This is a genomic window from Bacillus sp. SRB_331 (genome assembly GCF_003264175.1).
In the GTDB taxonomy this organism is placed as follows: domain Bacteria; phylum Bacillota; class Bacilli; order Bacillales; family Bacillaceae_G; genus Bacillus_A; species Bacillus_A mycoides.
The window spans coordinates 69,012-87,834 of sequence record NZ_NADV01000030.1; the positions used below are offsets into that span (position 1 = coordinate 69,012).

Annotated in this window: 19 protein-coding genes and 1 pseudogene; 13 read left to right on the plus strand and 7 right to left on the minus strand. The window is 35.5% G+C overall.

Annotation, left to right across the window (positions count from 1 at the left end):
• The first annotated feature begins 97 nt into the window (after positions 1–97).
• From B5P42_RS20715 to B5P42_RS20735, 5 genes are all read left to right on the plus strand, one after another.
• Complete coding sequence (locus tag B5P42_RS20715; protein ID WP_002142721.1) at positions 98–886, plus strand: helix-turn-helix domain-containing protein; 789 nt, start codon at positions 98–100, stop codon at positions 884–886.
• Positions 887–1,056: 170 nt separating this feature from the next.
• Entirely contained in the window at positions 1,057–2,670 is a 1,614-nt protein-coding gene (locus tag B5P42_RS20720) for a long-chain fatty acid--CoA ligase (protein WP_113735083.1), read from the plus strand.
• Between the two features lie 123 nt (positions 2,671–2,793).
• A complete protein-coding gene (locus B5P42_RS20725; protein ID WP_113735084.1) occupies positions 2,794–3,369 on the plus strand; it encodes a biotin transporter BioY in 576 nt (191 codons plus the stop codon).
• A gap of 75 nt (positions 3,370–3,444) precedes the next feature.
• Positions 3,445–4,908: an acyl-CoA synthetase gene (locus B5P42_RS20730; protein ID WP_113735085.1), complete on the plus strand. Its 1,464-nt coding sequence runs from the start codon at positions 3,445–3,447 to the stop codon at positions 4,906–4,908.
• Positions 4,901–5,992, plus strand: coding sequence for an acetyl-CoA C-acyltransferase (locus B5P42_RS20735; protein WP_113735086.1), 1,092 nt, complete (start codon positions 4,901–4,903; stop codon positions 5,990–5,992). The genes B5P42_RS20730 and B5P42_RS20735 overlap by 8 nt, the downstream gene beginning before the upstream one ends.
• 7 nt (positions 5,993–5,999) lie before the next feature.
• Here B5P42_RS20735 and B5P42_RS20740 read toward each other — a convergent pair whose 3' ends face one another.
• On the minus strand, positions 6,000–6,581 hold the full coding sequence (locus tag B5P42_RS20740) for a DUF6434 domain-containing protein (protein WP_113735087.1): 582 nt from the start codon (positions 6,579–6,581) through the stop codon (positions 6,000–6,002).
• A 104-nt stretch (positions 6,582–6,685) separates the two neighbouring features.
• Here B5P42_RS20740 and B5P42_RS20745 point away from each other — a divergent pair, with 104 nt between their 5' ends.
• Entirely contained in the window at positions 6,686–7,129 is a 444-nt protein-coding gene (locus B5P42_RS20745; protein WP_113735088.1) for an NUDIX hydrolase, read from the plus strand.
• Positions 7,130–7,173: 44 nt separating this feature from the next.
• Here B5P42_RS20745 and B5P42_RS20750 read toward each other — a convergent pair whose 3' ends face one another.
• Positions 7,174–8,376 (minus strand): alanyl-tRNA editing protein, encoded by a 1,203-nt coding sequence (locus B5P42_RS20750; RefSeq protein WP_165497881.1) that lies wholly within the window; start codon positions 8,374–8,376, stop codon positions 7,174–7,176.
• Positions 8,377–8,509: 133 nt separating this feature from the next.
• Between B5P42_RS20750 and B5P42_RS20755 the strand changes: the two genes are divergently transcribed.
• Positions 8,510–8,902: a hypothetical protein gene (locus B5P42_RS20755; RefSeq protein WP_002137716.1), complete on the plus strand. Its 393-nt coding sequence runs from the start codon at positions 8,510–8,512 to the stop codon at positions 8,900–8,902.
• A gap of 84 nt (positions 8,903–8,986) precedes the next feature.
• Positions 8,987–10,225, plus strand: coding sequence for an MDR family MFS transporter (locus B5P42_RS20760; protein ID WP_113735090.1), 1,239 nt, complete (start codon positions 8,987–8,989; stop codon positions 10,223–10,225).
• Between the two features lie 58 nt (positions 10,226–10,283).
• On the opposite strand, the gene B5P42_RS20765 is transcribed toward B5P42_RS20760, so the two are convergent.
• Together B5P42_RS20765 and B5P42_RS20770 are read right to left on the minus strand one after the other, a co-directional pair.
• Complete coding sequence (locus B5P42_RS20765) at positions 10,284–10,664, minus strand: Hsp20/alpha crystallin family protein (RefSeq protein WP_002087791.1); 381 nt, start codon at positions 10,662–10,664, stop codon at positions 10,284–10,286.
• A 125-nt stretch (positions 10,665–10,789) separates the two neighbouring features.
• Positions 10,790–10,933: a small acid-soluble spore protein P gene (locus B5P42_RS20770; protein ID WP_002014281.1), complete on the minus strand. Its 144-nt coding sequence runs from the start codon at positions 10,931–10,933 to the stop codon at positions 10,790–10,792.
• Positions 10,934–11,054: 121 nt separating this feature from the next.
• Between B5P42_RS20770 and B5P42_RS20775 the strand changes: the two genes are divergently transcribed.
• The gene (locus B5P42_RS20775; protein WP_002014282.1) at positions 11,055–11,318 is read left to right on the plus strand and encodes a hypothetical protein; all 264 of its coding nucleotides are present in this window, start codon (positions 11,055–11,057) and stop codon (positions 11,316–11,318) included.
• 46 nt (positions 11,319–11,364) lie between these two features.
• Entirely contained in the window at positions 11,365–12,090 is a 726-nt protein-coding gene (gene pdaB, locus B5P42_RS20780) for a polysaccharide deacetylase family sporulation protein PdaB (protein ID WP_002066634.1), read from the plus strand.
• 37 nt (positions 12,091–12,127) lie between these two features.
• Here the strand turns inward: pdaB and sspO are convergent, their stop codons facing one another.
• Positions 12,128–12,277, minus strand: coding sequence for a small acid-soluble spore protein O (gene sspO / locus B5P42_RS20785; RefSeq protein WP_002033549.1), 150 nt, complete (start codon positions 12,275–12,277; stop codon positions 12,128–12,130).
• 289 nt (positions 12,278–12,566) lie between these two features.
• Here sspO and acnA point away from each other — a divergent pair, with 289 nt between their 5' ends.
• Together acnA and B5P42_RS20795 are read left to right on the plus strand one after the other, a co-directional pair.
• Positions 12,567–15,290, plus strand: a complete 2,724-nt coding sequence (acnA, locus tag B5P42_RS20790; protein ID WP_113735091.1) for an aconitate hydratase AcnA — start codon at positions 12,567–12,569, stop codon at positions 15,288–15,290.
• A 69-nt stretch (positions 15,291–15,359) separates the two neighbouring features.
• Positions 15,360–17,074 (plus strand): annotated as a pseudogene (locus tag B5P42_RS20795) (ABC transporter ATP-binding protein).
• Between the two features lie 22 nt (positions 17,075–17,096).
• Here the strand turns inward: B5P42_RS20795 and B5P42_RS20800 are convergent.
• Entirely contained in the window at positions 17,097–17,429 is a 333-nt protein-coding gene (locus tag B5P42_RS20800; protein WP_080784617.1) for a YmzC family protein, read from the minus strand.
• 11 nt (positions 17,430–17,440) lie between these two features.
• The gene (locus B5P42_RS20805; protein WP_002033553.1) at positions 17,441–17,653 is read right to left on the minus strand and encodes a hypothetical protein; all 213 of its coding nucleotides are present in this window, start codon (positions 17,651–17,653) and stop codon (positions 17,441–17,443) included.
• Between the two features lie 481 nt (positions 17,654–18,134).
• Here B5P42_RS20805 and B5P42_RS20815 point away from each other — a divergent pair, with 481 nt between their 5' ends.
• Complete coding sequence (locus B5P42_RS20815; protein ID WP_044443541.1) at positions 18,135–18,710, plus strand: TlpA family protein disulfide reductase; 576 nt, start codon at positions 18,135–18,137, stop codon at positions 18,708–18,710.
• Positions 18,711–18,823: the final 113 nt, after the last annotated feature.

The following is an 18,823-nucleotide window of genomic DNA, read 5'->3' on the forward strand; positions in this document are numbered from 1 at the left end:
CGCAACCGTAAGTTGACAAAGTGCAACCGTAGGAAGATAGAGATAGGAGCAATGTTTTACGTATAATTTAGTTAAGAAAACAAAGGGGGACACACATATGGGATTTGGTGAGAAACTTTTTAAATTAAGAAAGGAAAAGGGCCTTTCTCAAGAAGCATTAGCTGAGAAATTAAACACAACAAGGCAAGCAGTTAGTAAATGGGAAAACGGTCAAGGATTTCCTGAAACTGAAAAGTTAATAATGATTGGAAATGTATTTGAAGTATCTCTTGATTACTTATTAAAAGAAACTGCTGAGCAAAGTAATGAAAAGGAAAATGGTTATTATGTAAGTAAGGAAATGGCGGAAGGGTATATAGTGTATGGGCAAAAAATTTCTAAATATATCGCATTAGGATTTAGCTTGCTTATTTTATCTACAATACCGTATTTATTATTTAAAGAAAATGCAACAATGTCTACATTCCTTGTCATTATCATTGCTGTCCTTGGAATTGGAGCAATGATGGTACCTGTAACTATAGAAGAGAGTCGATACAATGTATTAAAAAAAGAAGAATTACTATTTGATCCAAACTTTTTAAAAGAATTGACAAAAAGATATGCGACTATTAAAAAGAAGTATGCTGCAGTAGTAATTGTTGGACTTTGTTTCATAGCAGCAGGAGCGATACCATTTTTATTTGAGAAAAAACGAATTACTTCAGGAGAGCTCGTGCAGTATTATCCTTATTGTGTTGTACTTATTGCTATCGGGTTTTATCTTTTTGTTCGTGTTTTAGGAGTGTTAGAGACGTATCGGATTTTAGTAGAAAATAAAGAATATAGTAATCGTGTCATTTTTAAATTAAAAAAGAAAGTAAGAAAAAAGGTAGATAGTTTTTAAATAGGAGAGAACCATGTTTTGTATCGTATGTATTCAAAACATGGTTTTTATTTATTAGAATTATTTCCAAAGAAATAATTCAGAAAATACAGAAAAATATCGTAATTATTTGTAGAAGTCTGTTATAATATACAGAAATGAAAACGCTTTAAAGGGAGGCTATAAACAATATGATGATGAATGTACCGCTAACAATTAGTTCTATGATGGAAAGAGCAGAGAAACTGTTTTCGAAGAAAGAAATTGTTTCACGGACACATGATACAGTTACGACGTTAACGTATAAGCAGTTAGGTGAAAGGACGAGAAGACTTTCAAGTGCGCTAAAAAAATTAGGAATTAAAGAAGGCGAGCGTATAGGAACGTTAGCGTGGAATCATCATCGACATGTGGAGGCGTATTTTGCTATTCCAGGTATTGCTTCCGTTTTACACACAATTAATATTCGTTTATCTCCTCAACATATTTCATACATTATTCAGCACGCAGAAGATCGCATTTTACTCATTGATGAAGATCTCGTACCACTTGTTGAAAATATTCAATCACAATTATCAACTGTACAAGCCTACATTATTATGACTGATAAAGACGAACTTCCAAAAACTACACTGGAGCCTGTATATCATTATGAAAAGCTATTAGAAGAAGGCGATCCAACTTTCCAATTTGTAAAAGATATTGATGAAAATACACCTGCTGGTATGTGTTATACGTCAGCAACTACAGGAAACCCAAAAGGTGTTGTATATACGCATCGTAGTACTGTATTGCATTGTATGGCACTCGGTTTAGCGGATACAGCTGCTTTATCGGAAAGTGATGCGGCGATGGCAATTGTACCGATGTTCCATGTGAACGCTTGGGGGCTTCCTTTTGCAGCTACTTGGTTTGGAACTAAACAAGTTCTGCCAGGACCAATGTTTACTCCAAAAATTTTATTAGAGATGATTCAAGCTGAAAAAGTAACGATAGCAGCAGGTGTGCCGACAATTTGGCTCGGTGTATTACAAGAGTTAGAAAATAATAGTTACGATTTATCTAGTATAACGAGAATATTATGCGGTGGTGCTGCTGCACCGAAAAGCGTTATTAAAGCATTTGAGCAAAAATATAATGTTCCTTTCGTACATGCATATGGTATGACTGAAACAAGCCCACTCGTAACACTTGCACGTTTAAAAAGTTATGAAACAGAATTATCATATGAAGAGCAATTAGAAATCCGCTCAAAACAAGGATATCTTGTCCCTGGTGTAGAGATGAAAGTAGTCGGTACAAATGGTGAAGTGAAGTGGGATGGTACTGAGATGGGAGAGTTATGTTTACGAGCACCTTGGATCGCTGAAAGCTATTATAACGATGATCGTACTGTCGAAGGATTCCGAGACGGTTGGTTATATACTGGTGATGTTGTTACAGTTGATGAGGAAGGCTGCGTGAAAATTGTTGATCGTACGAAAGATGTTATTAAAAGCGGGGGAGAATGGATTTCTTCAGTGGATCTTGAAAATGCTTTAATGGCACATGATGCTATATTTGAAGCGGCTGTCGTTGCAATTCCTCATCCGCAGTGGCAAGAACGCCCAGTTGCCTGTGTTGTTCAAAAGAAAAATAGTACGGTTACAAAAGAAGAAATATATGAGTTTTTAAAACCACAGTTTGCTAAATGGTGGTTACCGGACGATATTGTATTTATGGAGGAAATTCCGAAAACATCTGTTGGGAAGTTTTTAAAGCAGGCGCTTCGGAAAGAACTTGAGCATTTGCATAAAGAGAAATAATTGAATTTACGTTTGTAAACTTATATGGAGACAAGGTTGACAAACGGTGGATAGAAAGATAAGATAACCCCTATAATATGTTATCTAAAATCTAATTTAAGTTTACAAATAGGAGAAGCAAATATGAATAAAAAAAACTTAGTTTTCGTCGCTTTATTTAGTTCTATTATGGGAGTGTTAGGATTAATACCTCCAATTGCTCTTGCTATTACACCAGTTCCGATTACATTACAATCACTCGGTGTTATGCTTGCTGGTGGATTGTTAGGATCACGTCTTGGTGCGTTAAGTCAGCTTATTTTCTTACTTATAGTTGGAGTTGGAGCACCATTACTTGCTGGTGGACGCGGTGGTCCAGGCGTATTTGTTGGGCCAAGTGCAGGATATTTACTTGGTTATATCGTTGGAGCGTTTGTCATTGGTTATTTAATTGAGCGTTTACGTGAAGTTTCTATAATAAAGGTATTATGTATTAATATAATTGGTGGTATTTTCGTAGTTTATGTATTTGGTATTATTGTACAAGCTTTCTTTATGGATGTTTCTATATGGCAGACGATGAAAGTAAGTGCCGTATTTTTACCAGGTGATTGCATAAAAGCGACTATAGCAGCAATTCTTGTAACGAAATTACATCGTTCATTGAAACATATTATTACGCCTGCTTTGAAGAATAAAAAAATTACAAATGCAGGGTAAGAAAGGGTAAGAAAAAGGAGAAACACGTTACTTGCGTGTTTCTTTTTATTATTTTGTAAAGAAAGGACGTCTCATATGGGGATTACAAAAGAATATAAAAAGTATGCCTCTTTACAACCAAATAAAATAGCGATTAAAGAAAATGATAGAGTATTAACATATAAAGAATGGTTGGAGTCAGTTTGTAAAGTAGCAAACTGGTTGAATGAAAAAGAATCGCAGAATAAAACGATAGCAATTGTATTAGAAAATAGTATGGAGTTTTTACAACTATTTGCTGGTGCTGCGATGGCTGGATGGGTTTGTGTGCCGTTAGATATAAAGTGGAAAGAGGATGAGCTCAAAGAAAGAATTGCAATTAGTAATCCGGATGTGATTGTGACAGAGCGATATAAGGTAAATGATCTACCGGATGAAGAAGGAAGAGTAATTGAAATTGATGAGTGGAAAAGAATGATAGAGAACTATCTTCCTACATATAATCCTGTAGAAAGTGTACAAAATGCTCCGTTTTATATGGGATTTACATCAGGATCGACTGGGAAGGCAAAAGCATTTTTACGTGCACAACAATCGTGGGTTCATAGTTTTGATTGCAATATACATGACTTTCATATGAAAAAAGAAGATTCTATTTTAATAGCTGGGACGCTCGTTCATTCTCTTTTCTTATACGGCGCAATAAGTGCATTGTTTTTAGGGCAAACGGTACACATAATGAGAAAGTTTGTACCAGTTCAAGTGCTATCTAGTATAAGGATAGAGAATATTTCTGTAATGTATACAGTTCCTACAATGCTTGAGTCTTTGTATAAAGAAAATAAAGTAATTGAAAGTGAAATGAAAATTATTTCGTCAGGAGCGAAATGGGAAGCTGAAGCAAAAGAGAAGATGAAGAATGTGTTTCCTTATGCAAAAAGATATGAGTTTTATGGTGCGTCTGAGCTAAGCTTTGTAACGGCATTGGTTGATGAAGAGAGTGAAAGAAAACCGAATTCAGTAGGGAAACCTTGTCATAATGTACAAGTTCGAATATGTAATGAAGCAGGAGAAGAAGTACAGACAGGTGAGATAGGAACTGTGTATGTGAAAAGTGATCAATTTTTTATGGGCTATGTATCGGATGGAGCTATAATCCCGCAATTGTCCGAAGGTGGCTGGATGACAGTGCAAGATGTGGGCTACCAAGATGAAGAAGGCTTTATATATATTGTTGGTAGGGAGAAGAATATGATTTTATTTGGAGGAATCAATATTTTCCCAGAAGAAATAGAAAGGGTATTACAGACACATCCAGCTGTTGAAGAAATAGTTGTGGTTGGTGTAGAAGATAGTTACTGGGGTGAAAAACCTGTCGCCATCGTAAAAGGAAGTGCTACGAGGCAACAATTAAAAAGTTTTTGCTTACAACGATTATCCTCGTTTAAAATACCGAAAGAATGGCATTTTGTAGATGAAATACCTTATACAAATAGCGGGAAAATCGCTCGTATTGCAGCAAAAAATATGATTGAAAACCGGGAGAAGATATATGAATAGAGCGGTTATTGTAGAAGCAAAAAGGACACCTATTGGTAAGAAAAATGGGATGTTGAAAGATTATGAAGTTCAGCAATTAGTAACGCCGCTTCTTACGTTTTTAAGTAAAGGAATTGAGAGAGAAATAGACGATGTCATATTAGGGAATATTGTGGGGCCGGGAGGGAATGTTGCAAGATTATCTGCTTTAGCGGCAGGACTTGGTTATCATATCCCTGGTGTAACGATTGATCGGCAATGTGGTGCCGGATTGGAAGCGATTCGCACCGCATGTCATTTCATTCAAGGCGGCGCAGGTAATTGTTATATTGCAGGAGGAGTAGAGAGTACAAGTACATCACCTTTTCAAAATAGAGCGCGATTTTCACCAGAAACAATTGGTGATCCTAATATGGGAGTGGCGGCTGAATATGTTGCAGAGCGCTATAATATAACACGAGAAATGCAAGACGAATACGCTTGTCTTAGTTATAAAAGGACACTGCAAGCAGTAGAAAATGGATATTTACAAGATGAAATACTTTCGTTTAATGGATCTTTTGACGAAGCTATAAAACGAGAAATGAATTATGAAAGAATGATTAAAAGAACAAAGCCCGCATTTTTGAAAAATGGTACAGTAACGGCAGGTAATTCGTGTGGTGTAAATGATGGAGCATGTGCTGTTCTTGTAATAGAAGAGGGGCAAGCCCGAAAATTAGGATACAAGCCTGTACTTCGTTTCGTTCGTAGTGCTGTAGTTGGCGTGGATCCAAATCTTCCAGGGACTGGTCCGATATTTGCGGTGAACAAATTATTAAACGAAATGAATATGAAAGTAGAGGACATCGATTATTTTGAAATAAATGAAGCATTTGCTTCAAAAATTGTTGCTTGTGCAAAGGAGTTACAAATTCCTTTTGAAAAATTAAATGTAAATGGTGGAGCAATTGCGCTCGGTCATCCGTACGGTGCATCTGGAGCTATGCTTGTGACACGTTTGTTTTATCAAGCACAAAGAGAGCATATGAAATATGGAATTACGACGTTAGGAATTGGTGGTGGAATAGGGCTTGCGCTATTATTTGAGAAAGTAGAAAACTAGAAAGGGACTAGTTTTCTACTTTTTGAGGAACATAAGCATTACTACCAGGTTTTGCTTTTATTTTGTTCCAAGCAGCGATAGCATCAGCTTTTGATTTTCCTTTGTTATTTGGATCTTCGAAAAAGTCGCGAGTAAAGCGATTGTATTCAAACTGTGTACCGATAGTTGTTTTATAGGATGGTTCTTTTTTACGTTCGTTTTCTTCGTACCAAAACGTTATCGCGTCTTCATATGTTTTTCCAATATTCTCTTTGAAAAACTTTTGAAGAGCTACTGTAAAGCGAAAGTTTGCTCCAATTTTTTCTTTGAAAAAAGCACGCACATCTTCACTACAGCGGTGATTTTCAGTAATAATTGTTTGAAGAGAAAGATCTTTATAAGAGAGGGAAGCTTTACTCACTTTTTGATGAGAACTGTTTTTTAATACTTTACCCGTAGTTAAATAATGTGAGATACGCCCGCTTATTTCAATCTTAGAGCCACTAGCTGGTAAATCATGCTCACGACAAAATGTTTGCAGTTCTGTTTTTAACCAATAATAGTTTTGGAAATCTTCAAGAGATATAGACTTTGTTAAAGGTGGGCGCATGCATATAACAACTTCTTTCTTCCATAATTTTCTTTAATTATAAAACATACGTTCTTTTTGTGGAAGGATTAATTTATAAATTTAATGGGAAGAGGAGATTACATATGGAAAATGTAATGCAAGTTCGTGTTACTGGAATTTTAATTGAAGATGAAAAAGTATTGTTAGTAAAACAAAGAGTCGCTAATCGGAATTGGTCTTTACCTGGAGGAAGAGTAGAGAACGGTGAAACGTTAGAAGAAGCGATGATTCGAGAAATGAGAGAAGAAACCGGATTAGAAGTTAAGATTAAGAGACTACTCTATGTTTGTGATAAACCAGATGCTATCCCATCTTTATTGCATATTACGTTTCTGCTTGAAAGGATTGAAGGTGAAATTACGCTACCTTCTAATGAGTTTGATCATAATCCAATTCAAGATGTGCAAATGGTACCGATTAAAGATTTAAGTCAATATGGTTTTTCGGAAACTTTTATAACTCTTATAAGTGAAGGTTTTGCAAGTGCAGGGAGTTATCAAGGCTTGAAACAAAATATAGGCTTGTAAATATAGTTGAAGGATAGCAGTTAGCTATCCTTCATAAACATGTTTTACACTTCTGACTGTAAAGAAGAAACAAGTTGATTTAAAAACTCATCCCCACTCATAATCGCTTTCCCACCACCACGAGCACTCTTTTTATTTCCTCCGCCTTTTCCTTCAATAGAAGGGAGGGCATCTTTTAAAAGTGTATTCATATCGAGTGTCACTGCTTTACCACAAGCAAGAATACATTGTAATTTGTCCTCATTTTCAATAACGAAATATGTAATTGCGTGTTCTTGTTGTTCTGTAATAATAGCGGATAGTTTTGCGATTTCTTGCATGGAACGATTTGTAAATGCTCGAGAGATAAGTGTTCCGGCATGTATTTCTTCCGATTGTTGCAATAGTTCATTTGCTTCTACAAATAATAGTTTTTCATTCATTGCTTGTACTGCCTTTTCGTTTTCTTTTTGAGAGGTAAGAAGTTGTGCTACTTTTGCTGGAATATCAGTGTCGCTACTGTTCAATTGTTTAGAAACATCTTTCATAATTTGTTGCTGTTGTCCCATTAATTTAAGAGCGCGCCAACCAGCGATAAATGTTAAGCGTATACCACCTTTATTGCGCTCCCATCCTAGTACTTGAATAGGGCCTACTTCACCTGTATGTTTCGGGTGTGTTCCACCACAACCGTTGTAGTCATAGTTTTCGATGATAACAACCCGTATATTTTCTGTCATAGTTGGTTCTTTGCGAAGGGGTAATGCTTTGGCCTCTTCTAAGTTCATCCATTCAATACGAATAGGGTGGTTTTCAAAAACAATTTGATTAGCAATTTGTGCGGCCTTCTCAACAGTTTCTGTAGAAAGATTGGCAGTTTCTAAATCAATGGTTATAGTTTCTTTTCCAAGATGGAACCCGATCGTCGGTATGTTAAAGTGATCCCAAAAAGCAGCGGATAAAATGTGCTGAGCCGTATGTTGTTGCATATGGTCAAAACGACGTTGCCAATCTATTTTACCCTCTACTTCTTCCGTATGTAATTGTTCTATTATGAAATGACGAATTTCTCCATTTACTTCTTCAACGTTACTTACCGGAATACCATTTAAAGTTCCAGTATCGTGTGGTTGTCCGCCGCCTGTTGGATAAAATGCAGTTTCATTTAAGACAACATATAAGTTTCCTTCTGTACAATAATCTTGCTTTATAACTTTAGTAGTAAAGTCTTTCTTATAAGCGTCGATGTAATATAATTTTTTCTCCAATTTTCTTTCCCCTTTCGTGTTAGCTAGTTTCATTGTAAAGCAATTGAAATTAGTTTCCTAATATTTCAGAAGAAAGAAACTATTTTTAGAATTTTCTTGCTATAATAAGAAGAAAATGCGGGGGGGAATGAAAATGCCATATGAAAACGGCGTAGATAAGTTGCTTAGTTTAAGCAGAAATATTTCCGAATTATATCGAGAATTAAATGAGATGACCCGGATTTTAACGGATTGTAATCGAGAAAGTGTGAAATTTGATCGGTTATATGTAAAGGAGTTACTTTGGAAAAAAGAAGATGTCATAGAGAAGTATGAACAATTACTCGTCCAGCTTTGTATTAATGAATGCTTTGATTTAAAAAGTGTAATTACTGGCGAATATAAGTATACATATGAAGAAGTAGAAAGCATTGTTTTAGAATTTAATGAAAAGTATAATGTAGCTATTTTGATTAAAGATGTTTGTAAAGAACTACAGTTTACATATGGAATTGATATGGAAATAACGAGAACAGCTCGGGTATAAACATCTCAAGTATAGAAAAAGGAAAAAGAAAGCAGATCCTTTGCTTTCTTTTTTTATGTAGGAAAAGGGAGAGTAGGTTTAAAGATGAAGGGGAAGTTACAGCATATTCATCCACTTGGAATGAGTATCATTATAGGGACATTATTTGCTAGGTTTGCAACTTCAATGAGCATTCCTTTTTTAGCGATTTATTTAACGACTGTTAAAGACGTATCGGCTGGAATGACCGGTGCTATCATTGGAACGAGTGCGCTTGTTGGAGTGTTTGCTAGTTTTATTGGAGGCAATTTATCGGATCGATTTGGTCGAAAGATGATTATAATATGGTCCATGATTGTTTGGGTGTTTGTATTTATAGGATTTTCAGTTGCAGATCATGTTTTTAGTTTCTTTCTATTAAACGCTTTGAATGGATTATGTCGTTCTTTTTTTGAACCGACATCAAGAGCTTTATTATCAGATTTAACGAAACCAGAGTATCGTTTACTCGTATATAATTTGCGTTACGGTGCAATAAATGTTGGAGTAGCGATGGGTCCACTTGTTGGATTACAGATTGGAAGTGCAAAATCAACGATTCCTTTTTTAGTAGCCGCTGGAGTGTACATTTTATATACAGTTATATTAGCGTTTCAATTTAAGAAATATCCACTTGATAAAAAGAAAGTAACTACAGAAAATCCGGTCACAATGTTAAGTGCGGTTCGGATTTTGCGAAAAGACATAGTATTTTTAGTTGCTTTAGTCGGAATCATTTTGAGTAATAGTGGTTTTTCACAGTTAACGACGACACTATCTCAATATTTTGCAAACGCACATATATTTCAAGATGGAGTAAAGTTGTTTTCATATATGCTAACTTTAAATGCGATTACAGTAGTAGTTATTCAATACCCTATTATTCAAATGTGTAAAAAGTATACGCCGTTAGCATCTATTATGGTTGGAACGTTATTTGTGAGCGGGGGATTGTTTGGATTTGGACTAGTAGAATCTATGTTAGGGGCTGCTATATGTACAATTATTTTTACATTCGGAGAAGTATTAATGTTTTCAATGACAGATGTATTTATTGATGAGATAGCTGTTTCACATTTGAAAGGGACATATTTTGGAGCTATGGGCTTTTCAGGAATTGGAGTAGTAATTGGTCCTTGGTTTGGCGGGATACTTCTCGATCATTATGGATATCAAAATGGCCTTATAGTATTTTTAATATTAGCTATATTTTCAAGCGTAGCGTTCCCAGTTCTTTTAGTGACAAAAGGTTTAATGAAAAAAAGATATGTTAGAAATTCTAAAATAGAAATACATGCGAAATAACATGAGCCCGAGCAAACTAGAAGGTTGCTCGGGCTCATGTTTGTGTTTATAGTAATCCTTAATTTGAAAAAAGAACTTTCTTTTCATGTTTATTGGCAACTTCGTTTTTGGAAATATGAATGGCTAAATATCCATTCTCTAAACAGGCTAGCATCTTGTTATAAATGATATTAGTAGGTAAAGGAACAATCCGCTGTAAAGAAGTGTTTTTATAAAGTATACAAATGTTTAGGCCTGTCTCCATCTTTTTAATGAGTACATTTTGTGCAGTTGCATTTGGTACATCTGTTTCCAAAATGTATTCTTGTTCTGTTTCACAAAGGTCAATATGAATTTGATTTGGAAAACTAAAGTTACTACAAGAATCAGAACAAAATTGATCCATCCATTCTTCGAAACCATCAACATGAAAAAGACAATCCTTCTTTTTCTTGCCCATGAAAGACACCCTCCGTAAAATCTCAATTCATACTATGTTATGCATGAATGAAATAGAGGTGAAGAACAAATAGAAAAATATAAACATTTTATGTGAAAGATACAGTGTGTGTGAATGCTTTTGCTTTACATATCATGATGTGCATGATTTTTTTGACGTGAATGATTACGATTTTTAACTTTATGAGATCCACTTAAAGGTTCGGGCTGTCCAGAAGATTGCCCTTTTTTCTCGTTTTGACGATTAGATTGATTATTGTTTTTACCCATTGTATTTTACACCTCCTCTCCCTATTTAGAATGAGAGAAGTTTGCGAATTTATACGAGAATGTTTTTTGAGAAATGGGTAAAGATAAGTAGGACTAACTCATATAGGAAGGGGAAAGTGTTATGCCATATCATAAAGATAAGCAACAGGCTTTTCAGGCCGCGCAGCAAGGGGTTGTTCAAGCGGAAAATATATTCAATAATATTGTGAAAAATGACCCGAATTACGGCCATGACTTAAAAGAGTTACGCCAAGAAGTTCAAGAGGCGTACGAACAGATTCAAAATGCACTTGAAGTAGCATCAGAAACGCAGCGTCCACAACTTGAGCAATATGAAAGTAATCTCCAAAATATTATGCGAAATGTAGATCAAATAGAAAAGTGAAAAAGGTTGTTGTGAATTCAACAACCTCATTACTTTTAGTGCTACTATGCTGAAACGAAAAATTATTCTATCAATTTTTTCTTTAATTTGTGCAGTACATATATTTCAAGTGGACAAAGTGGAAGCTAAAATGTTGTTAAGAAAAGAGCTAGAGCCAACTGGCTATGTAACATGGGAAGTGCCAAATAATGAAAAAATTATCGCAATTACATTTGATGATGGACCGGACCCAACTTATACACCGCAAGTATTAGAGTTATTACGTCAATATAAAGCGGAAGCGACTTTTTTTATGATTGGCTTTCGAGTTCAGCGTAATCCGTACTTAGTAAAGCAAGTGTTGAAAGAAGGGCATGAAATCGGAAATCATACGATGAATCATTTGTATGCGAGTAATTCATCAGATGAAAAATTAGAACATGATATTTTAAATGGAAAGAAATATTTTGAAAAATGGGTGAAAGAACCTTTATTGTTCCGTCCGCCAGGTGGATATATTAATGATGCTGTATTTACTACGGCAAAAAAAGCTGGGTATCAAATTGTTCTATGGTCATGGCATCAAGACCCTCGTGATTGGGCGAATCCAGGTACAGAATCCATAGTAAATCATGTTGTGAAAAATGCTAAAAGTGGAGATATTGTACTGTTGCACGATGGAGGAAGTGATCGTAGTCAAACAGTGGCGGCATTAGCAAAAATTTTACCTGAGCTGAAAAAGCAGGGTTATCGATTTGTAACAGTTTCGGAGTTGTTACGTTATAAACATTAGAGAAAATCCCAAAAGGTATACCTTTTGGGATTTTTCGTTACTGATTCTTTTTTCGTTTCTTATTATTTTGTCGCTCTGCCGGAGTTAAAGGTTCATTTGCGAACTCTTCATTATAGCCAGTTCCTTGCCCTTGGGCGGATGCAGCATTCATTCCTGAAATAATATGATTGGCTTTTCGTTTACCCATTTTTCTCACCTCTATAATGTTTTTTATAGACGAACCATGAGTCGTTCATAGCATATATGAACGTAAAGTAAAACGCTGAAAGAGTGCTTTACTTTATAGTAATAGTATTAATAAAGAGCATGGACACTATTCAAATTTAGAAAGATAAAGAAAACTTATGATAATCCATAAGTTTCTTATTATTTACTTATTTAGAAAGTTGTAATAAGATATTATCGTAAGGTATTGAAAAGTTTGTCTACATTTTATATTCAGACAAATTAGTCACGTTTAACAGGGGGGAAACATAATGGTCAAACATAATCCATTTCAATCACGTGCAACTTTTGAACTAGATGGAAAGACGTATCATTATTATCAATTGAAAGCGCTTGAAAACGCAGGGGTTGGCAACGTATCTCAATTACCATATTCCGTGAAAGTTTTACTTGAATCTGTACTTCGTCAAGTAGACGGACGCGTAATTACAGAAGAACACGTTACAAATTTAGCGAAATGGGGAACGAAAGATGTTCAAGATATCGATGTTCCGTTTAAACCATCTCGCGTAATCTTACAAGACTTCACAGGTGTTCCAGCTGTTGTAGATTTGGCTTCGCTTCGTAAAGCAATGGCAGATATGGGCGGAGATCCTGATAAAATTAATCCAGAAATTACTGTAGACCTTGTAATTGACCACTCTGTACAGGTTGATAGAGCGGGTACAGCGGACTCGCTTGCATTCAACATGGACTTAGAGTTTAAACGTAATGAAGAACGTTATAAATTTTTAAGCTGGGCACAGAAATCATTTGATAACTACCGTGCAGTTCCACCAGCAACAGGTATTGTACACCAAGTAAATCTTGAATATTTGGCACCGGTTGTTCATGCGGTGAAAAATGCTGAAGGTGACTTAGTTGCATACCCAGATTCATTAGTTGGAACTGACTCACATACAACAATGATTAATGGTATTGGTGTTCTTGGATGGGGCGTTGGTGGTATTGAAGCAGAAGCAGGAATGCTTGGACAGCCTTCATATTTCCCAGTACCTGAAGTAATCGGTGTGAAATTAACTGGTACACTTCCAAGTGGTACAACAGCAACTGATGTTGCATTAAAAGTAACACAAGTGTTACGTCAAAAAGGTGTAGTTGGTAAATTTGTTGAGTTCTTCGGTAGTGGACTAAAGAGCATGCCTTTAGCTGACCGTGCAACAATTTCAAATATGGCACCAGAATACGGTGCAACTTGTGGATTCTTCCCAATCGACGATATTTCATTAGAATACTTACGTTTAACAGGTAGAGATGAAGAGCAAATTCGCGTTGTTGAAGAATATTGTAAAGCAAACGGTTTATTCTATACAGCAGATAGTAAAGATCCAATCTATACTGATCTTGTTGAAATTGATTTAAATACAATCGAATCTAACCTTTCTGGACCGAAACGTCCGCAAGATTTAATCCCGCTTTCAGATATGAAAGAGGAGTTCCATAAAGCTGTTGTAGCACCAGTTGGAACACAAGGGCTTGGATTCAATGAGCAAGAGTTTGATAAAGAAGTGAAAGTTACATTGAAAGATCAAGAAGTAACGATGAAAACAGGTGGAATTGCAATCGCTGCAATTACAAGCTGTACAAATACGTCAAATCCGTACGTGTTAATTGGAGCAGGGTTAGTTGCGAAGAAAGCAATTGAAAAAGGACTTAAAGTACCTGGTTACGTAAAAACATCGTTAGCACCAGGATCTAAAGTTGTTACAGAGTACTTAGATAAGTCTGGTTTAACAACGTATTTAGATCAATTAGGTTTCCAAACAGTTGGTTACGGCTGTACGACTTGTATCGGTAACTCTGGTCCATTAGCAGAGGAATTAGAAGAAGCAATCGCAGCAAATGATTTATTAGTAACATCTGTTCTATCTGGTAACCGTAACTTTGAAGGTCGTATTCATCCACTTGTAAAAGCAAACTACTTAGCATCACCACCACTTGTTGTGGCATATGCACTTGCAGGTACTGTTGATATTGACCTGAAAAATGATGAAATCGGTAAAGATGTAAATGGTAATGCTGTTTACTTTAATGATATTTGGCCATCAGCTAAAGAAATTGAAGATGTAGTTCAAAGTGTTGTTACATCTGAATTGTTCAAAAAAGAATATGCACAAGTATTTAACAGCAATGAGCGCTGGAATGAAATCCAAACTTCAAATGAAGCTTTATATAATTGGGATAATGATTCAACATACATTCAAAACCCACCGTTCTTCGAAGGATTATCTAAAGAGCCAGGTGAAGTTGAAACGTTATCAGGTTTACGCATAGTTGGTAAATTTGGTGATTCTGTAACAACAGACCACATTTCACCAGCAGGTTCAATTGGTAAGCACACGCCAGCTGGACGTTATTTACTAGAAAACGGCGTACAACCAGTCGACTTTAACTCTTACGGTTCTCGTCGTGGTAACCATGAAGTTATGATGCGTGGTACATTTGCAAACATCCGTATTAAAAACCAAATCGCACCAGGAACAGAAGGCGGATATACAACATATTGGCCAACTGGTGAAGTAACATCTATCTATGATGCTGCGATGAAATATAAAGAAGATGGCACAGGCCTTCTAGTTGTTGCTGGTAAAGACTACGGTATGGGAAGTTCTCGTGACTGGGCTGCGAAAGGTACAAACTTATTAGGTATTAAAGCAGTAATCGCAGAAAGCTTCGAGCGTATTCACCGCAGTAACTTAGTGTTAATGGGCGTATTACCATTACAATTTAAAGATGGCGACAGTGCTGAAACATTAGGTCTTGTTGGTGACGAGTCATTTGAAATTCAAATTGACAAAACGGTTAGACCACGTGATCTTGTAAAAGTAGTTGCAATCGATGCAGAAGGAAAAGAGAAGCAATTTGAAGTAGTAGCTCGTTTCGATAGTGAAGTTGAAATTGACTACTACCGTCACGGTGGTATCTTGCAAATGGTTCTTCGTTCGAAAATCGAAGAGTCTAAAGTATCAAACTAAATAATTGAAATGAATGATAAGGAAGCTAACATTTGTTAGCTTCCTTACTTTATGTACAGAGGGAAAGGGATGAAACCACTTGGTTTCATCCCTTTCCTTTTATTATGCAAAATTGGGGGAATGACAATGAATGAGTATAGAAGAATAATGTTGCCGCTGTTGCAAGAAAAGCTATTGCTAATTAGTGCGATTTGTAGCGGAATAGTAGCTGCCATTTTAAATTTATCCCGTCCGCTATTTATGGGGCTAATTGTAGATAACCTTATTCAGCGGGAGTTAAAAGGTACGTATGTATATATTGCTTTGTTTGCGGGGAGCCGCTTTTTGATGTGGGTGAACAATCTGTTATTTAATTATGTAAGCTCAAAAGTAAGTCAGCGAATATTACGAGAGAAGCGTATAGATGTATTACGTCATTTTTTCTTATTACCGTTTGAAGAAAGTGAGAAGGTAAAACAAGGGGAGTTAGAAACATTAGTCGTTTCTGATATTCCGAATTGGGTAAGGTTATATGGATCTATATTAATAGAATACATCCACGCCATTGCACAATTTATTGGTGCGTTCATAGCTCTACAACATATCGATGTACAGTTCATATGGTGGATAACCCCGTTTTTATTTTTAAGTGCAATTGTTCCAATGCTTATGGGGGAAAAGTAAGAAATATTGCAAGTATTGCTCAAAAAAATCAATCAAGTGTTGTAGAGATGATGTCACAGTTTGTAAAAGGTATACAAGATTTACGTAGTTTACAAAAAGAAAAATGGGCAATTCATTTGTTTAAAGGAGTGACGGCACAATCTTATAAAACAGAAGTAAAGAAGACGATGATACAACATTATATTGGGATAGTTGGAACGGTAAAAGAAACAGGAGCATATATAGTTGTTCTTATTATAGGAGCAAAAAAAATAATAAAAGGGGATATGGAAGTCGGTTCGCTTGTGGCGGTATTAGCTACAATTGAGATGTTATTTTTCCCCGTTCGTTATGCGAGTGATTTATTGATGATGACACAAGTTGCTATTGCTTCGGCAAATCGAGTTTTTGGCTTTTTAGATATACCGGCTGAATACAGAAATGTAGAAAGAGCGATGGGAATGAAATTAACAAACGTTTCATTTCAAGAGAACGGTGAAGAGAGATGTAGAATTAAAAATATACATTTGCAAATTAATCCCGGTGAACTCGTTATTATTGTGGGGGAAAGTGGTGCAGGAAAAACGACGCTTTTAAAATTAATCACGGGTTTATATAAACCATCTACTGGTAGTATTGCTTATTACGGTAATAAAGCTCGTATGACTACTATATGGCAGGAACCTCGTTTTTTTCGAACGACAGTAAAAGAGAATATGTATTTTGGGGAAGGGGTCTTAGAAAAACAGTTAGAAAAAAATATTGAACTTGTAAATGCGAAGTCAATTATCAGGAGTTTATCTAAAGGGATTCAGACTGTACTACATAAAAGCGGTGAAGAGTTTTCGGGAGGAGAGAGAAAGCGTCTTGCATTATTGCGAGCGATTGTATCAAATCCGAATCTCATTATTCTAGATGAACCGACTGCGGGATTAGATCTGAGCAATCAAGAAGTGGTTTGGAATATGCTTAAAGGGCTAGAGGAGAATGTAACGAGAATTGTGACGACACATGATGTCGAGAGGGCGATGATAGCGGATCGGATTGTTGTCATGAAGAATGGAATTATTGTGGAATGTGGGGATCCTAGAGAATTATTAAATTGTAAGTCATTGTTTAAAGAGATGCTAATAAAAAGATAAGAGCTATATAGCGCTCTTATCTTTATTCACTCTTATTAAGTTGATACGTATAAGAATCAGTATCGTTAGTGCTAAACTCTTTGACTAGAGTAAGTTGATTTGTATCCGGATTATATTTGAAAATTTTGAGCGTACGTTCGCTACTTAGTGATGGATTATATTCTTGAATAGCAAATGTATTTTCAGCAATCTGTGTCATATTACTGGTTGAAACGTTTTCTACGGCATCATGATTTGTAGAAATTTCAACAACTCTTTCACCGTTGAAAAATAAAAGAACGATTACTAAAACAACTAAACATATTCGTATATAGCGAAGTTCTTTACTTATAGGATGTTCTCCCAAAATAATCATCCTTTCTATAACTATTGTATAGTAGTGGTAGTCATCGTGAAGAAACTAAGAATACCGAGACCGGCTAAAAGGATAAATGAGATTAAAGCGATAAAGAGACAAATACGCCCAACTTGCTTTTTTTCAGGATCTTTACTGAAGAGCGAGATGATCCAAGTGATAATCCCGATTGGGGAAAATATAAAACTAAGAATATATAATAGTATTTTTTCAAATAGATTCATAAAAATCCCCCTTTTTGAAAGTTCTACATGTGCAGTTTTCTTCGTATTAGCGCTGGCGTTATGTAGGAAAGTACAGAATAAACAGCACTATAAACAATCCAAGCGTCTAAGTTTTGTAAAGCGAGGTGTATATCAAATCCCGAGACGATAACGAAAAATATAAGTGGAACAGTAAAAGAAATAATAATTACAGCCCATTTGAATTTGTATAGTAAGGCGCTAAAAAAAATACATAGTAACGGTAAAGTGAAGAAAACAAAAGTAAAAGGGTTGATAAGTAATTGTAAAATACATATCACCTCGCAGGTTTTGTATTTATTTCTAATTATATGATAAAAAGGTAAATATTTCATCTTAACCGAAAATATTCTAACTATTTCGAATGTGAATATTTCCAAGCTTGTCCGTATAAGCTAAAATAAGGTATATAGTATTTTGGTGATTATGTTATAAGAAGATAAACACGTAAGGGTGATATAATATGTGGCGGAAGCTTACCATTATTGTAGTGTTACTTTGTTTAGCGGGATATGCAGCTTATGAACAATTTGCGGAAAAGGATCAAGTAGTACAAGAAAAACCTGCCAAAAGTGAAGCTGCTATGAAAGAGATTTTCGCAAGGAACGGTATTGAAATTGGAAAGAGCGCACCAGATTTTGAATTAGCAAAGATAGATGGAACGAATGTAAAGTTATCCGATTTAAAAGGAAAGAAAGTTATTTTAAACTTTTGGGCAACGTGGTGTGGGCCTTGTCAGCAAGAAATGCCTGATATGGAGGCCTTTTATAAAGAACATAAAGAAAACGTAGAAATTTTAGCTATAAATTATACGCCTTCAGAAAAAGGAGGGGGAGAAGAAAAGGTAAGGAACTTCGCTAAAGAAAAAGGAATTACTTTTCCTATTTTATTGGACAAGAACATTGATGTGACAACAGCGTATAAAGTAATTACCATTCCAACTTCTTATTTTATTGATACAGAAGGTGTTATTCAAGATAAGTTTATTGGACCGATGACACAAAAAGAGATGGAAAAACGGATTGCTAAATTAAAATAACGGTGAAAAGGTGGAGATGGAATATAATCATTTCTGCCTTTTCTTTTTCAAGTAGTGAAAGCTTCGTGATATGATAAAAGAAATATAAATGTTTAGAGATAAAGGAGTGTCTG

Excerpts from the sequence above, each read along its gene's own strand:
- B5P42_RS20715 (WP_002142721.1), top strand. The coding sequence starts at position 98 with ATGGGATTTGGTGAGAAACTTTTTAAATTAAGAAAGGAAAAGGGCCTT.
- B5P42_RS20720 (WP_113735083.1), top strand. The coding sequence starts at position 1,057 with ATGATGATGAATGTACCGCTAACAATTAGTTCTATGATGGAAAGAGCA.
- B5P42_RS20725 (WP_113735084.1), top strand. The coding sequence starts at position 2,794 with ATGAATAAAAAAAACTTAGTTTTCGTCGCTTTATTTAGTTCTATTATG.
- B5P42_RS20730 (WP_113735085.1), top strand. The coding sequence starts at position 3,445 with ATGGGGATTACAAAAGAATATAAAAAGTATGCCTCTTTACAACCAAAT.
- B5P42_RS20735 (WP_113735086.1), top strand. The coding sequence starts at position 4,901 with ATGAATAGAGCGGTTATTGTAGAAGCAAAAAGGACACCTATTGGTAAG.
- B5P42_RS20740 (WP_113735087.1), bottom strand. The coding sequence starts at position 6,581 with ATGCGCCCACCTTTAACAAAGTCTATATCTCTTGAAGATTTCCAAAAC.
- B5P42_RS20745 (WP_113735088.1), top strand. The coding sequence starts at position 6,686 with ATGGAAAATGTAATGCAAGTTCGTGTTACTGGAATTTTAATTGAAGAT.
- B5P42_RS20755 (WP_002137716.1), top strand. The coding sequence starts at position 8,510 with ATGCCATATGAAAACGGCGTAGATAAGTTGCTTAGTTTAAGCAGAAAT.
- B5P42_RS20760 (WP_113735090.1), top strand. The coding sequence starts at position 8,987 with ATGAAGGGGAAGTTACAGCATATTCATCCACTTGGAATGAGTATCATT.
- B5P42_RS20765 (WP_002087791.1), bottom strand. The coding sequence starts at position 10,664 with ATGGGCAAGAAAAAGAAGGATTGTCTTTTTCATGTTGATGGTTTCGAA.
- B5P42_RS20770 (WP_002014281.1), bottom strand. The coding sequence starts at position 10,933 with ATGGGTAAAAACAATAATCAATCTAATCGTCAAAACGAGAAAAAAGGG.
- B5P42_RS20775 (WP_002014282.1), top strand. The coding sequence starts at position 11,055 with ATGCCATATCATAAAGATAAGCAACAGGCTTTTCAGGCCGCGCAGCAA.
- pdaB (WP_002066634.1), top strand. The coding sequence starts at position 11,365 with ATGCTGAAACGAAAAATTATTCTATCAATTTTTTCTTTAATTTGTGCA.
- sspO (WP_002033549.1), bottom strand. The coding sequence starts at position 12,277 with ATGGGTAAACGAAAAGCCAATCATATTATTTCAGGAATGAATGCTGCA.
- acnA (WP_113735091.1), top strand. The coding sequence starts at position 12,567 with ATGGTCAAACATAATCCATTTCAATCACGTGCAACTTTTGAACTAGAT.
- B5P42_RS20800 (WP_080784617.1), bottom strand. The coding sequence starts at position 17,429 with ATGATTATTTTGGGAGAACATCCTATAAGTAAAGAACTTCGCTATATA.
- B5P42_RS20805 (WP_002033553.1), bottom strand. The coding sequence starts at position 17,653 with ATGAATCTATTTGAAAAAATACTATTATATATTCTTAGTTTTATATTT.
- B5P42_RS20815 (WP_044443541.1), top strand. The coding sequence starts at position 18,135 with ATGTGGCGGAAGCTTACCATTATTGTAGTGTTACTTTGTTTAGCGGGA.